The organism is Hymenobacter sp. HSC-4F20, from assembly GCF_019599275.1.
Classification (GTDB): Bacteria; Bacteroidota; Bacteroidia; order Cytophagales; family Hymenobacteraceae; genus Hymenobacter.
This window is the reverse complement of the sequence record NZ_JAHZTD010000003.1, coordinates 242,687-256,285: the sequence shown is the minus strand read 5'-3', so window position 1 is coordinate 256,285 and position 13,599 is coordinate 242,687. Positions and strand designations below refer to the sequence as shown.

The following is a 13,599-nucleotide window of genomic DNA, read 5'->3' as shown; positions in this document are numbered from 1 at the left end:
AACGGGATAAAAGCAGCACCGGGAAACGGCCGACAGCTAAATATCACGAGTAGCGGGCACACACGCAAACGGGGAAAAGCCGCTACTGCCGCTGCAGCACAATGGGTTCGGCCAGCTTGGCCAGGGCGCGGGCGTATAGCTCGCGCACGGCCGCGTACTCCTGAGCCGAATAGCGGGTTTTGGCCAGGTGTAGCCTGCCGGTAATGGCCAGGGTCTGGGGCGTGGGCTGCACCACCTGGAAAATAAAGCGGCCGCCATCATTGGGCAAGGAAAGCGTGGCCGCTGCGGGTAGCTCAGTAGCCGCGTAGCCCGCGGGCAACGTCAGCTCCAGCAAGTAGTCCAGCCGACGGCTATTGCCCAGATCCAGGGGATATAGGCGGTCGGGCTGCTGGAAGGGGGTAGCCGGAATACCGAGCTGGGCCAGGGGGCGCACGTAGAGGGTAGCGGGGCGCGCCTCGGCTCCGGGCAGGCGGGCCGCCAGGGTCAGGATTACGGGGCGGGACAGGTCGTCGGTAGTGGCTTCCGCTTTTTCCACCTGCCAGTCGGGGTGGGCCTGCTGCCACTGCTGGCGCAGGGCAGCCAGGGGCTGTCGGTACTCGGTGGCGGCGTAGCCGGCGTACTCCTGGCGCACGGTTCCCTGCAGGCTGCCCTGGGCATCAAGCGCCAAGCGGGCGTGGGTGTAGCGCAGGTGGGGTGTGGCCGAAACCAGCGGAACCCAGCGCCCGGCCGGCCCGAGCAGGCGGCCCTGCCCGTTCAGGCAGTTCTGGGGCAGCAGCTCCCCGGGCAGGGTAGGGTCGGTGGCGTCGAGCAGCAGTTCCTTGTCGCCGGGCAGGCGCACGTGGGCCACCACGTAGTTGAACTGGCTGAGCACGGGCAGCTCCGTCTGAATCTGGCCGTGGCTGCGGGTGCTCAGCAGCAGAGGCTGGGCTTCCAGGCCAGCTTCGCGCAGGGCGCGTACCAGCAGCAGATTTACCTCAGCGGCATTGCCCTGGCGCGTTTCCAGCACCCGCTTGGGGGTAGCGCGGGCATAGAGCGAGGCCGTGCCCGAGTAGCCTACGGCCTGCTGCACCAGCCGGCGGGCCGCGGCGGCGCGGGCGGCTGGGTCCGGCATGGTGCGCAGGGCCGCTGCGCCGGCTGCCAGCGGCGAGTCGAGCGTCAGGTACTCCCCAAACCCCTCCTGCTCCAGCAGCTCCTTTTCAATCTGGCCCCAGGTGCCCACCACAAACTGCGGGTCACGGTCGGCGTCAAACTGGATGCGTTCCAGCTCAAAATCCACCCGGCTCAGGTAGTCGTTTTCCGTCGTCAGGAAGGGCTCGGCCCGGAAGGCCGGCATATCTTTCTGGGCCCAGCGCCGGGTAAGCGCCTGGGTGGTAATGGTATAAGCGCGTTCGGTGGCGCTGGAGCTAACCCCATATGAATCCCGGACTCTTTCGCGGTAGGCGGTGGAGTAGGGCGCGGCGCCCGTTTCGTTGGCGGCAAAGGGCCAGTAGGAGCGGGTTATTTCCTTGTAGCGGTAGAAGCTTGGAATCTGCACCCGGTACTCGCTCCAGCGCACGGGTATTTCCTGCTGAAACTGCCAGTCCTGGAGGTTGAACAGGAAGGGCGAGCGAATCACGTAGGTAAACTCCAGGATGGAGCCTTCGCGCACGTTGGGCAAGGTGAAGGCGTACTCATCGAGGCGGTCGGAGAGCTTGCGGCTGAACACGGCCTCGGTGCGGAGCGCATCCTTGGTCAGCTCCTTGCCGCTCAGGTTGTAGGTAATGCCCTTGAGCTGCTGAATCTGCTCCTGCTCGCCGTTTTTGGTGTCGTGGTAGAGCACCACCCGCACGGTAGCATGCTCGTAGCCCGGGCGGCGCCGGATCAATAGGCGGGCGGTGCGCTCGAAGCGCAACTCGAAGCCTTCCTGGCCACCCTGAATTTTGGATTGTCCGAAGTCGCACACTACCTCTGCCGCGGCCGAGTCGGGGGCCGGGCGGGCCAGCAGTTCGGCGGCTTCCTTGGCGTCCAGCTTGCCAAAGCGAAGGGGAACTTCCTGGGCCCGCCCCAGGGCTGGCAGGGTGAGCAGCAACCCGCTCAGGACCCCGCGCCACACGGTAGGGCTAACACGCATAATCATCCGACGAGAATAGCTTTGGGAAATATAAACTATCCGGGCAGGCCCGGGGTGCAGCAAAGCTATTGAAAACCCCGCGAGCTAGCAAGTCTTACTCAACCATAACAGGACTGGTGCGCGGCTGCCGCAGCAGGTAGAGTAGAGCTGCGGCCACCATGGCGGCACTCAGGCCGTGCACCAGGGGTAGGTGGGCGGGCTCATTGGCATACAGCCAGCCGGCCAGCAACGCGCCCAGCCCGATGCCGGCTTCCAGAGCAATGTACATGGTAGCCACGGCCCGGCCCCGCCGCTCGGGGTGGCTCAAATCTACCGTCCAGGCGTAGAGGGTAGGCGAGTTCAGCCCCGTAGCCAGCCCAAACAGAATGGCCGCGCCCAGAAACACCGGCACCGAAGTAGCCAGGGCCATCAGGCCCAACGCCAGGGCCATCAGGGCCGAGGAGCCAATGAGCACCGGCACGCGCCCGTACCGGTCGGAAGCACGACCGGCCAGCAGGCGAATAACCAGGGAGGCGCCGGTGTAGCAGGTGTAGAACAGGCCCTTGCTGCCGTGGGTGAGGCCCAGCAGGCGGCTCTGGTCGGGAATGACGGTGAGCACCGCCCCAAAAGGAAAGAGGCACAGCAGTGTCACGAGGGCCGGCTTGAGCACCCGGGGCTCCAGCACCTCACTCCAGTCCAGGCGCAGCAGGCTCCAGCGGAAAGGTTGGCGCTGAGCCTGGGGTAGAGTTTCCGTCATGGTTCCCTGCACCACCAGGCTCAGCAGCGCCAGCCCCGAGGAGCAGTAGAACATGGTATTGAGGGAGAATTGCTCGGCCAGGAACGAGCCCAGCATGGGTCCGGCCGCCATGCCCAACGAACCCGCTACCCCCAGCAGGCCCATAGCCTCGCCGCGCCGGGCATAGGGAATGATGTCGGCAATGAAGGCGGCCGTGCCAGTGGGCTTGAAGCCCGTGCTAAAGCCATGCAGCAGCCGCAGCCCCAGAAACGCGGCTACCGTGGCCGTGAAGGGGTAGAAGAACCCGCAGACAAAGCACACCAAAGAGCCAAACACCATTACCGGAATGCGCCCCACCGTATCGGCCAGCTTGCCGCTGAAGGGGCGCGAAAGGCCGGCCGTGAGGGTAAACAGGGCAATAATGAAGCCCTTGTACTCGGCCCCGCCCAGGCGCGTGAGGTAGTCGGGCAGCTCGGGCAGGAGCATATTGAAGCTCATGAAAAACAGGAGCGACGAGAGGCACATCAGCCAGAAGCCGATGGTGTACACGGGAGCAGGAGCAGTCGGGGAAGGAGCAGACATGGAGGGCAAAGGTAGCTCCTGAAGCTTCGGGCGGCCGTATAAAACGTGGTTTCGGCCGGGCAGGAAGGAAAATGCCAAAATTCTTTCGGAGAAAAATTCTCCACTAGACCTAACCTCTGGTGTACCTTGCCGGTATTACACCCATCACTCACACAACATCAGGTATGGCACAAGACCAGCAGAATCAAGCGCAAAACGGCCACTCCGCCGCTTCCGGCGACGCTATGTCGGGAACCGGCACGGCCGTGACCGGCACCGGTTCGTCGTACGACCAGCGCACGGCCAGCGGCGAAGATGCTAACACCCTGACCACCCGCCAGGGCCACCCCGTCAGCAACAACCAGAACCTGCGCACCGTGGGTAACCGCGGTCCGGCTACGCTGGAAAACTACCAGTTTCTGGAGAAAATCAGCCACTTCGACCGGGAGCGGATTCCGGAGCGGGTGGTGCACGCCCGCGGCGCTGGTGCTCACGGCGTATTCGAGGCCTATGGCAAGGTAGGCGACGAGCCCATCAGCAAGTACACCCGCGCCAAGCTGTTCCAGCAGGCCGGCAAGCAAACGCCCGTGTTCGTGCGTTTCTCGACGGTAGGACACGGCGGCCACTCGCCGGAAACCCTGCGCGACCCCCGCGGCTTCGCCGTGAAGTTCTACACCGAAGACGGCAACTGGGACCTGGTAGGCAACAACCTGAAGGTGTTCTTCATCCGCGACGCCATCAAGTTCCCCGACCTGATTCACTCCCAGAAGCCCGACCCGGTAACCAACCGCCAGAGCGGGGAGCGTATTTTCGACTTTATCTGCAACACCCCGGAGGCCATGCACATGGTCACGTTCCTGTTCTCACCCTGGGGCATTCCGGCCAACTACCGCCAGATGCAGGGCTCGGGCGTGAACACCTACAAGTGGGTGAACGACAAGGGCGAAGCCGTATTGGTGAAATACCACTGGGAGCCGCTGCAGGGCATCAAGAACCTGACGGCCCAGGAAGCCGAAGCCATTCAGGCCAAAAACTTCAACCACGCTACCCAGGACCTGTTCGAGCACATTGCCAAAGGCGACTTCCCGCAGTGGGAGCTGTGCGTGCAGATCATGAGCGACGACGAGCACCCGGAGCTGGACTTCGACCCGCTCGACGACACCAAAATCTGGCCCCAGGAGCAGTTCCCCTTCCTGCCCGTAGGCAAGATGACGCTGAACAAAAACCCCGAGAACTACTTCGCCGAGGTAGAGCAAGCCGCTTTCGGTACCGGCGTACTGGTCGATGGCCTCGACTTCTCGGACGACAAGATGCTGCAGGGCCGCACGTTCTCGTACTCGGATACCCAGCGCTACCGCGTGGGGGCCAACTACCTGCAACTGCCCATCAACGCGCCCAAAAAGCACGTAGCCACCAACCAGCGCGACGGGCAGATGACCTACCACGTGGATTCGGCCCCGGGCCAGAACCTGAGCGTGAACTACGAGCCTTCATCCTTGAGCGGCTTGAAGGAAGCGCCCCGCACCTTCCCCGACCACACGCCCCGCTACGAAGGCCGCCTGATCCGGGAGAGCATCGACCGCACCAACAACTTCAAGCAGGCCGGTGAGCGGTGGAATCTGCACGAAGACTGGGAAAAGGATGACCTTATCAACAACCTGGTAGGCGCCCTCACCGATGCTGCCCAGGTGATTCAGGACAAGATGATTGACCTGTGCACCCAGTGCGACGCCGAATATGGCCGCCGCTTGGCCGAAGGGCTGCAGCAAGCCAAAGCCGGCAAAACGGCCGAAGGCGGCAACCAGTACAACGACGCCAAGAGCTCGGAAGCAGCTCAGCAGGCCGAGAAAATCGGGCACGAAGCCAAGCCCTACTAATTCGGGTTTCCGCCGTTACGTATTGAAAAAAGGCCCCAGTCAACTTGGCTGGGGCCTTTTTGCTTATACAGCGAGTATTATTCCGGCAGCTGACTTTCGACGGCCGCAGTATCGGAGCTGGTTTCCTCCGGAGTTTCTTCTCCCGATTCATACAGCCCCGCATCTTCCTGGCTGGCACTATCAGCGGCAAGGTTGTCGGTAGTTTCGGGGGTAGGAGCTGGCTCGGAAGCCGCGCCTTCCTCGTCGGCCACAACAATAGTGTCGGGCTGGATATCGGTGAGTGAGGGCACCGTCGCCTCTTCGGTTGGGCGCTGAGGGTTGGAATTGTTCGTGCGGGTAGGAGAGGGCGCGGCCGCAAAGCGGTTATGCACTAGATTGATTACTCCCCACACCCCGCCGCCGATGCCGAGAATAATGACCACTACCATCAGCACCCGTGGCCACTGGATGCGCCAGGAGCCGCGGGGTAGCAGGTTGCCGCTAGCCGGGACTGGCCGCGCTACGGGGGGCGCTACCTTGCGAGGCGGAACAATAATCGGAGCAGCGGCCGCCGGGGCTGCTGCAGCCACCGGTTCCGGCTGGCGCTGCAGTTGCTGAATCAGGTGGCTCAACTGCTGAATGCGCGCGTCCAGCTCCTGGTTACGCACCGCCGACTCCTGCTGCGCCGCTCGGATGGCTTCTTCCAGGCGGTTTTTCTCCTGAGTTTCGGCGGCTAGGCGGGCCTGCAGGGCGGCTACCTCAGCGGCCGGGCCGGGTGCTTGCGTCAGCTGAGCCCGCAGCTGCTCAATGCTTCGTTCCCGTTCGGCCTCGCGGGCTTCCATTTCCTGCCGCTGCTGAGCCAGCTCGGCCCGCACCTGCTGGCTGAGCTGCTCCAGGCGGTGCATTTCCTGCTCACTGGCGGCCACGGCTTCGGCCGCCGAGCCGTAGGGCGCGTCGTGCGGAATGTCTTCGGCTCCCAGCCAGCGCCAGAGCTGCCGCGCCTTCTGTTCCCAGTAGCTGCTACCGGGCTCATCGTGGTTGGCCTCTTCGGATGGGGTAGGAGAATCTTTGAGCACTTGCGCCCAGGCCAGGAGCTCGTCGTTGGGGAAGTTGATTTCGGGGTTGCTGAGCTGGCGCAGGCGGCGCGGAAGCTGAGGCAGTTCGGCCAGCAGCTGGAAGCTTTCGGCCCCAGGCTGCCGGCGCAGGTAGGTTTCTACCCCTGGCCCAAACTGCACGGGACCCGCAAAGAGCACTACCCCGGTAATCAGCTCGGGCTGCACCGAACTAGTGGGCAGCTGGGTGCTCAGCCAGCGGGCAAGGGCTTCCTGTTGGCGCAGGAACTGCTCGAAGGGGTTGGCCGCGTGTTCATCGCCCTGGAGGGTGTAGGAGCCTAGCCGCCACGCCCCATCTTGTGGGGTGTCGATGTCGAGCAATCCGCCCTCGGGCACAAACAGGAGTACGGTGAGGCTGTGCGGGCGCACCACCAGCGCATCGACTACCTCGCCTTCCACCTCAAAGTTGCCCAGCAGCAGGGTCGGAAAGGCCGTAAGCTCCGCTTCCAGAGCGGCTTTCACCGCTACGTACTGGGCCTGGCGGGCTACATCATCGAAGGCAGAAAACAGAATGCTATGCAGCATAAGGAATGCAAACGGGCAGATTACGCAAGCCCAACCGGTATGTACGCGCGGCAAGAAATTACTGCTGTAAAGTAACGCTCTTCCGCTTCGAATAGGGTAGTGGGCACTAAGGATGGAGCAACGCCGGCCTACCTCAACACTATACCGCTTCCGAAAATGCCCCGTACACTACCCATAACCCTTTTCTGTACAACCATGCCACTCCACCACGAACTAGACAAGAAGCTCAGCAAAATCTACGAGCCTTCGGCCCGCATCAACGACGTGTTCAAGGGCTATGACATTACCTTTCTGACAAATGAAAACGGGGAGCCGGTGGTCCTGTTCTTCGGCAAGCGCCGCCCCGACGGCAAAATTGTGGGCGAGCGGTTTACGCGCACCATCAAGCGCGAGCCCGGCACCATGACCGTCAAGCATAGCCACTGGGACAACCAGGGCAAGATTATGAATGCGTAAGGGCTGTCGGGCACCTTGTACTGCTAGTTTCTTTGAAAGGTCCGGCTGCACGCAGCCGGACCTTTCGGGTAACGGCCCGCCTGAGCTGCTCCTGTTTCCTACCCTGCATACTCTGCCAAAACGGCTGATGCAGCACTTCGGCGCGGAGTGTGCCGTATAGCCGGAATATGGCTCGTTCCGATTCCTTTTTCTCTACTATATCAGCTAAGAAACCACGCCCCGACGGCAAGCCCAGCCTCACGGTGCAGGAGCGGTTCTCGGCGCTGAAAAACCTGCCGGAGTTCTTGCGCCTGGTGTGGCAAACCAGCCCGGCCCTGACGCTGGGCAACGTGGCGCTTCGCTTGTTGCGGGCTGCCTTACCGGTAGCCATGCTCTACGTTGGGCAGCTTATCCTCGACACGGTAGTGCAACTCAGCCGCCAGCCGGCCGCCGAGCGGGCGTTAACTCCCGTGCTGACGTTGGTGGCCCTGGAATTTGGGCTGGCAATTCTCTCCGATGCGCTAGGGCGCGGCGTTGCCCTGCTCGATTCGCTGCTCGGCGACCTGTTTGCCAACCAAACCTCCGTGCGCCTCATGCAGCACGCGGCCGAGCTGGACCTCGACCAGTTCGAGGATAGCACATTCTATGACAAGCTGGAGCGGGCACGCCGCCAGACCCTTTCGCGCACCGTGCTCATGGCCCAGGTGCTCAGCCAGGCCCAGGACTTTATTACGATGGTGTTTCTGGCCGTCGGGCTCACTGCTTTCAACCCGTGGCTGCTGCTGCTGCTGCTGGTAGCGGTGGTGCCGGCGTTCTTGGGCGAGTCGCACTTTAATGAGCGCAGCTACTCGCTGGTACACGGCTGGACGCCTGAGCGGCGCGAGTTGGACTACCTCCGTCAGACTGGTGCATCGGATGAAACGGCCAAGGAAGTCAAGATTTTCGGGCTGTCGGGCTTTCTGATTGACCGGTTCCGGACGTTGTCCGACGAGTTTTACCAGCAAAACAAAAGCCTAGTAATTCGGCGGGCCGGTTGGGGCACCTTCTTCGCTGCCGTAGGGGCGGGCGGCTACTATGCCGCCTACGTCTATATCATCAGCCAAGCCGTGCGCGGGCAGATTTCCATTGGGCAGCTTACGTTCTTGGCGGGTTCCTTCGGCCGGATGCGCGGACTGCTGGAAGGCATTCTCAGCCGTTTCAGCTCGGTGGCCGAAGGCGCGCTGTACCTGCAGGATTTCTTTGACTTCTTCCACCTGCAGCCCCGGATCCGCCGCAACGAGTCGCAGCTGGTGCGGCCGTTTCCGCGGCCCATCCGCGAAGGATTCCGGTTCGAGAATGTGGGGTTTAAGTATCGGAACGCCGAAAAGTGGGCCCTGCGCTACCTCAACTTCACGCTGCAGGCCGGCGAAAAGCTGGCCCTGGTAGGCGAAAACGGGGCCGGCAAAACTACCCTCGTGAAGCTGCTGGCCCGCCTCTACGACCCCACCGAAGGGCGCATCCTGCTCGATGGCTACGACCTGCGGGAGTACGACCCAGCCGAGCTGCGCCAGGAAATTGGGGTGATTTTCCAGGACTTTGTGCGCTTTCAGTTGCCAGCGGGCCAGAACCTGGCCGTGGGCCGCATCGAGCAGAAAGATAACCGGCCGCGTATTGAGCAGGCTGCTGCCCAAAGCCTGGCCGATTCCGTCATTGCCAAGCTACCCCAGGGCTACGACCAAATGATAGGCCGCCGCTTCAACGGGGGCGTAGACCTGAGCGGTGGCGAGTGGCAGAAAATAGCCCTGGGCCGTGCCTACATGCGCGACGCCCAGCTGCTCATCCTCGACGAGCCCACCGCCGCCCTCGATGCTCGTGCCGAGTACGAGGTCTTCCAGCGGTTCAAGGACCTGACCCAGGGCAAAACCGCCGTGCTGATTTCGCACCGCTTCAGCACCGTGCGCATGGCCGACCGGATTCTGGTCATCGAAAATGGGCAGTTCGTGGAAATCGGGAGTCACCCGGAGCTGCTGGCCCGCGGCGGCCGTTACGCCGAGCTGTTTCAGCTGCAGGCTGCTGGCTATCAGTAACAAGTTGCCTAAACTAATTTCGGTAATCCGGAAGTTATTAGGAGCAGCTAGTGGGCTGTTTGTTGTAGAAAGGATGCCGGTTTTTTCTGGTTAAAGGAATTAACATCAACGCATATGAAGAGCTTATTAAGTCTACTATTTGTTTTGCTGTCATGCTCTGGCGCTTTTGCTCAAAAGAATAAGATGATGATTCGGATAGCGGAAATAGAAATTCAACCGGGGTATCTAGAAGAATACAAGGCAATTCTTCAAGAAGAATCCAACGCATCGGTAAGGTTGGAGCCAGGTGTTATTTCCATATACCCAATGTATCAGAAGGATAACCCTGGCTTGGTGAGGATTTTGGAAATTTATGCCAGCAAGGAGGCGTATGAGCTACATTTAACAACCCCCCATTTTCAAAAATACAAGACCACGACGCTTAGCATGGTAAAATCGTTGAAGCTCATTGATATGGAAGCCGTAGATGCTGAGGCCATGCCTAAAATATTTCGTAAGCTGAAAAAGTAACTTATAAGGCGGCTATATACTTTAAACAGTATGATGCTGTTTTATAAAACCTAAGGTTTAGAAATTGTAATAAGCATAAAGAAATCAGGTTGATTATTTTTCCTGATATTAAGAAGAGGTAGCGTAGAACTTGTAGGCTTTCTGAATTGATTCATAGCATGTGATACTGCGCCTACCTTACCGCGCATGAACCAGACATTCCGTTTTCTCCCAACCCTGTCCGCCGCTACAGACTGCAACGCCCTAACTGGTCTGCTTCACCAGATATTTCCTGATACATCTGTTCTTGATTGGGAAAGTGAGTTGCGCTACCAGCAAAGTCGGCAGCCCGTGCAGGTGTGGCTGGCCTTTTCCGGTGACCAACCGGTAGCCTGCAAGCTGGGATACGAGCGTAAGCCCGGGCACTACTATAGTTGGCTGGGCGGGGTACACCCAGACCACCGGTGCCAGGGCCTGGCCGCCGAGTTGATGCGGCAGCAGCATGCGTGGTGTGCAGCGCAGGGCTACCATACCATCCGTACCCAAACCTTCAACCGCTGGCGGGCTATGCTCCTGCTGAATCTGCGGTTCGGGTTCGATATTGTGGGTACCGTCCAGGGTGGGCGCGGCCTTACGCTAGTGCTTGAAAAAAGTACTGCATCCGCAAAAACCGGCTAGCTTTCCTTCTAATGCCGTTTCCTGGCTCGACCCATAATTTTACCCATAACCAGCAGTCTGAAAGCACACTAGGTTTCGTAATTTAGGAACCTCATGCTCCTAACTTTTCCGGGCCTATGAAATTGCTTGCTACTCTGCTGGCCGGCGGCAGCCTTCTGCTGTCCGGGTGCCTTATGTCGCGCGAGGCGCGGGTAGAATCAGACTACAGCTACGCCGGGCAGTTCCGGCGCTACCGCACCTACGAGTTTATCAGCGGTGACGGCATCAACTCCGATACCAGCCGGCTCGGCCAGGCTGTGCGCGATGCCATTCGCGCACGCATGAAAATTCAGGGCTACCGGCCCGCCAACCGGCGCCCCGATTTGCTGGTGAATTTCCGGTTGTTCGAGGGCGACATGCGTTTCCGCGGCTACAGCCAGGACGACTTTACCAAGTGGGTAGAGCGAGGTAGCACCGAGGATGAGGAGACGCCCGCCGATGAGCGTAAGGGCTACCAGCCCGTGCGCCTGTTGCTCTCCGAAGGAACTTTGCTGGTCACCCTCATCGACAACCGTACCAACCGAGCGGTATGGAACGGCTATGCCTCCGGTGTAAGCGTACCCTCGGGGCCCCAGGGCGAAATTGTGCTCCGCCGCTCCGTGCGTTCTATCTTCGACCAGTACCACGTCTTTACCGCGGGGTATCTGGAGGGCACGAACGCCGATCGGGAAACGGGCGAATAGATGCTTAGTCAGTGGGCAGAACATTAGTTACCATTTTGCCCTCTTCGGCCCGGGCTGCTGCCGTGGCTTTCGAGCACAGTAGTACTACTCCCGTCAGCTGGCGTAGGCAGGCTGCCGCACGCGCATATACTGCCAGGTCGCGGGGGAGGGCAGGGGTAGGCTAGGAAACTGCTGGGCTATGGTGGCTGCGCCCAGCACAATAGTGCTCTCCTCGGTACGTCGGATACCGCGTGGGGTCGGCTGGTCGTACACCAGCTTCATTGCGGCGGTGCGTAGCTGCTCCGGGCGTTGCCCCAATACGGTTGGTACCCCAGCCCAGGATGAGCCGTTGCGCCGGTAGGGTGTGGGGGTAGCAGCTTGGGTAGCAGAATCGTGGGTGGCCACCAGGGAGCATAGAGGCGTGAGCGTGCCGGGCATGTGAGCGAAGTAGCTGGGCACAAAGCTATGCTCGGCTAGCCGGAGCAGAGCTTTGTGCCGCTAGGTGAGCTGCTGCAATAATGCCGCGGCCCGCTCCAGACTTTTGTAGCCCGTGCAGCGGCAGACGTTGCCGTCAATAGAAACCAGAGCGTTTCCAGGGTGCTAGGCTGGGAGCTGAGGACGTGGCCCGTCAGCGGCATTCCAAACCCCGCGGAACAAAATTCGCACTACGACTTTCTCTCTTTCTGCTACAATGGTCTGCTATACGAGCCTAAGCAGGCCGCGCGCTGCGCTCGTGCCTTCCACTGTTACCGTATGTTTGCTCTGGGTAGTGCCCAGCGGCGTTAGGTAGGAGGGCATGGCCTGGTAGTGCACCGCTATCCGGGGCCACCTCGCCCCCAGCACGGTGCAAGCCCCGCAGCCTCCCTCCTAACCCTCCCCGATTTAGGTACCCGTCAGGTGCCGGGTATAGCGCACGAAATCGAGTAGGGGGCTGTCGGCAGGCTCCGCCGTACAAACAAGCTGTTCATCAAGGTAAAATGGGAGCATACAGTGGCCAGAGGCGGAAGAGAAAGAGTATGGATTTTCGGCGTTTGGCGAGTAGAGCAGGGTATACTAAGTATACAAGGCAGCCGGCGGCCAGTGCAGACAAACGGCCGGAGGGGACGTATAGCGTAGGTGGCTGGCGTACTAGGCGGCTCCCTGGTTCGTGTTGCGGCGAGCCGGCTGGTAGGCGGGCACAGCGGCCCGGTAGGCTGGAAAGGTTCTGGCCCCGAAAAGCCGGGGTAGTGCCACGCTTTTTCTACTTTCGGCCTGGTTTTGGCCGTGGGCCGGCCATTTGGCTTTTACTTTTCTATTCTATGCATCGTTTCTTCTCCTTCCGTAGCCTGCTCACCCTGGCCGCCAGCGCCGGCCTACTGTTTACGGCTTCCTGCACGGCACCGCGCGCCATTGTCAGTACCGGCAAGGTAACGCCCAAGGGCGAGTTCCGGGTGGGAGGCAACGTGTCCTTCAACGCCCCTACCCAAACCATTGGCAAGCTGGGTTCTACGATCAAGTCGGCGGCCAAGGACCTGGCTAACCAGGCTTCCAAAGACAGCGTTTACTACAGCCAGACGGTTGATAACCTACAGGTAGCGGCCCTGGCCTATATCCTCGACCCGGTGCGCCCTTCCTCCGACCTATACCTTCGCTACGGTTTGGCTGAGCGGGTTGATGTAGGCTACAAGTACGCCTTTGGTTCGCATGTGTTCGATGCCATGTACCAATTTATGGGGCCCACGGGTACGCCCGAAAACCCCGGCAGCCGGCAGGCCGGCGCCACCTATGGCAGTATCGGACTGCAGTACGCTACCCAGCGGGCCAAGCTGCCCAGCATTCCCTTCCTCGACAATGTGAACGACCTGCTCGGCTTTCGGGCCACGCGCCACGATTTACTGGTGCCGCTGGTATTCAGCAAGTCGCTGGGTGTGGAAGAGGAAATCGGGGCCATTTCCTACGGGGTGGTGTACGCCCACAGCTTCCTCCGCTACGGCCTGACCCCCGGCAACCTCTACAACGGCCCCGGCAGCAGCTATGTGACGGGCAAAGTGCCCGAGCTGCCCACGGCCCGGCGCAGCTTCAGCTCCTTCGGGGCCTTTTTCAACGCCAAACTGGGCTACCGCTACGCCTACTTTATTCCGGCCCTGTCGGTGTACTACCAGAACTACGGTGAGTATCAACTGCTGAACAACAGAACCACTCGCCTGAAAGGCTTCACCTTTATTCCTAGCCTGGGGCTGCAATTCCGCATTCCCACGGCTCGGCGCTAAGCGCCGGTTTCTGCCGTAAAGCTCTGCCTATGGCGAGGCTTTTTCGCGGAGGGCAGGCACTTACCGCGCCCTACTTATTCTACTTAGCAGCGTTACGGATTA

General features: G+C 60.8%; 11 protein-coding genes. 7 read left to right on the top strand and 4 right to left on the bottom strand.

Annotated features, from left to right (window positions below; translation table 11 throughout):
* Positions 1–82 precede the first annotated feature (82 nt).
* A complete protein-coding gene (locus tag K3G63_RS17120; protein WP_220615344.1) occupies positions 83–2,116 on the bottom strand; it encodes a DUF3857 domain-containing protein in 2,034 nt (677 codons plus the stop codon).
* A gap of 88 nt (positions 2,117–2,204) precedes the next feature.
* Entirely contained in the window at positions 2,205–3,407 is a 1,203-nt protein-coding gene (locus tag K3G63_RS17115) for an MFS transporter (protein WP_220615343.1), read from the bottom strand.
* A 224-nt stretch (positions 3,408–3,631) separates the two neighbouring features.
* Between K3G63_RS17115 and K3G63_RS17110 the strand changes: the two genes are divergently transcribed.
* Complete coding sequence (locus K3G63_RS17110; protein WP_220615646.1) at positions 3,632–5,263, top strand: catalase; 1,632 nt, start codon at positions 3,632–3,634, stop codon at positions 5,261–5,263.
* 77 nt (positions 5,264–5,340) lie between these two features.
* Here K3G63_RS17110 and K3G63_RS17105 read toward each other — a convergent pair whose 3' ends face one another.
* The gene (locus tag K3G63_RS17105; protein ID WP_220615342.1) at positions 5,341–6,879 is read right to left on the bottom strand and encodes a hypothetical protein; all 1,539 of its coding nucleotides are present in this window, start codon (positions 6,877–6,879) and stop codon (positions 5,341–5,343) included.
* Positions 6,880–7,074: 195 nt separating this feature from the next.
* On the opposite strand from K3G63_RS17105, the gene K3G63_RS17100 reads away from it, so the two are divergent.
* The 5 genes from K3G63_RS17100 (at position 7,075) to K3G63_RS17080 (ending at position 11,269) form a co-directional block, all read left to right on the top strand.
* Positions 7,075–7,335 (top strand): hypothetical protein, encoded by a 261-nt coding sequence (locus tag K3G63_RS17100; protein ID WP_220615341.1) that lies wholly within the window; start codon positions 7,075–7,077, stop codon positions 7,333–7,335.
* A 167-nt stretch (positions 7,336–7,502) separates the two neighbouring features.
* Positions 7,503–9,380 carry an ABC transporter ATP-binding protein gene (locus K3G63_RS17095; protein WP_220615340.1) on the top strand — a complete coding sequence of 626 codons (1,878 nt, stop codon included), beginning with the start codon at positions 7,503–7,505 and terminating at the stop codon, positions 9,378–9,380.
* A gap of 114 nt (positions 9,381–9,494) precedes the next feature.
* The gene (locus K3G63_RS17090; RefSeq protein WP_259404538.1) at positions 9,495–9,890 is read left to right on the top strand and encodes a putative quinol monooxygenase; all 396 of its coding nucleotides are present in this window, start codon (positions 9,495–9,497) and stop codon (positions 9,888–9,890) included.
* Positions 9,891–10,076: 186 nt separating this feature from the next.
* Positions 10,077–10,547 carry a GNAT family N-acetyltransferase gene (locus K3G63_RS17085; protein ID WP_220615339.1) on the top strand — a complete coding sequence of 157 codons (471 nt, stop codon included), beginning with the start codon at positions 10,077–10,079 and terminating at the stop codon, positions 10,545–10,547.
* Positions 10,548–10,663: 116 nt separating this feature from the next.
* Positions 10,664–11,269: a DUF4136 domain-containing protein gene (locus K3G63_RS17080; protein WP_220615338.1), complete on the top strand. Its 606-nt coding sequence runs from the start codon at positions 10,664–10,666 to the stop codon at positions 11,267–11,269.
* A 93-nt stretch (positions 11,270–11,362) separates the two neighbouring features.
* On the opposite strand, the gene K3G63_RS17075 is transcribed toward K3G63_RS17080, so the two are convergent.
* Positions 11,363–11,686 carry a hypothetical protein gene (locus tag K3G63_RS17075; RefSeq protein ID WP_220615337.1) on the bottom strand — a complete coding sequence of 108 codons (324 nt, stop codon included), beginning with the start codon at positions 11,684–11,686 and terminating at the stop codon, positions 11,363–11,365.
* Positions 11,687–12,546: 860 nt separating this feature from the next.
* Between K3G63_RS17075 and K3G63_RS17070 the strand changes: the two genes are divergently transcribed.
* Positions 12,547–13,497, top strand: coding sequence for a hypothetical protein (locus tag K3G63_RS17070; RefSeq protein WP_220615336.1), 951 nt, complete (start codon positions 12,547–12,549; stop codon positions 13,495–13,497).
* The last annotated feature ends 102 nt before the right edge of the window (positions 13,498–13,599 follow it).